The sequence below is a fragment of the Citrobacter sp. TBCS-14 genome (assembly GCF_005280805.1).
In the GTDB taxonomy this organism is placed as follows: domain Bacteria; phylum Pseudomonadota; class Gammaproteobacteria; order Enterobacterales; family Enterobacteriaceae; genus Citrobacter; species Citrobacter gillenii.
The window spans coordinates 1-213 of the sequence record NZ_SZWM01001287.1; the positions used below are offsets into that span (position 1 = coordinate 1).

A 213-nucleotide genomic window follows, 5' to 3' on the forward strand; every position below is an offset into this window, starting at 1 on the left:
TCATTTCATTTGGCGAAATATCAGAAAGTGTTAAAGTTAACGTAATCAAAATGGTGGATTAATTAAATGGATGTTTCAAAAATTGTAGATATTCTCAAACAGGCGCTTGAGGTAATGGGATGCGATCCATCGTTGATCTCTGATATAGATCATCATTCCACAATCGAGCTTAGTTTTGGTGAAAAACCGTCAATTATGTTTAGTACTGTTAAC

General features: G+C 33.8%; 1 pseudogene. It reads left to right on the plus strand.

Annotated elements, in window-relative coordinates:
* Positions 1-114: 114 nt before the first annotated feature.
* Positions 115-213, plus strand: a pseudogene (locus FDX22_RS32840) (hypothetical protein); the annotation flags it as partial.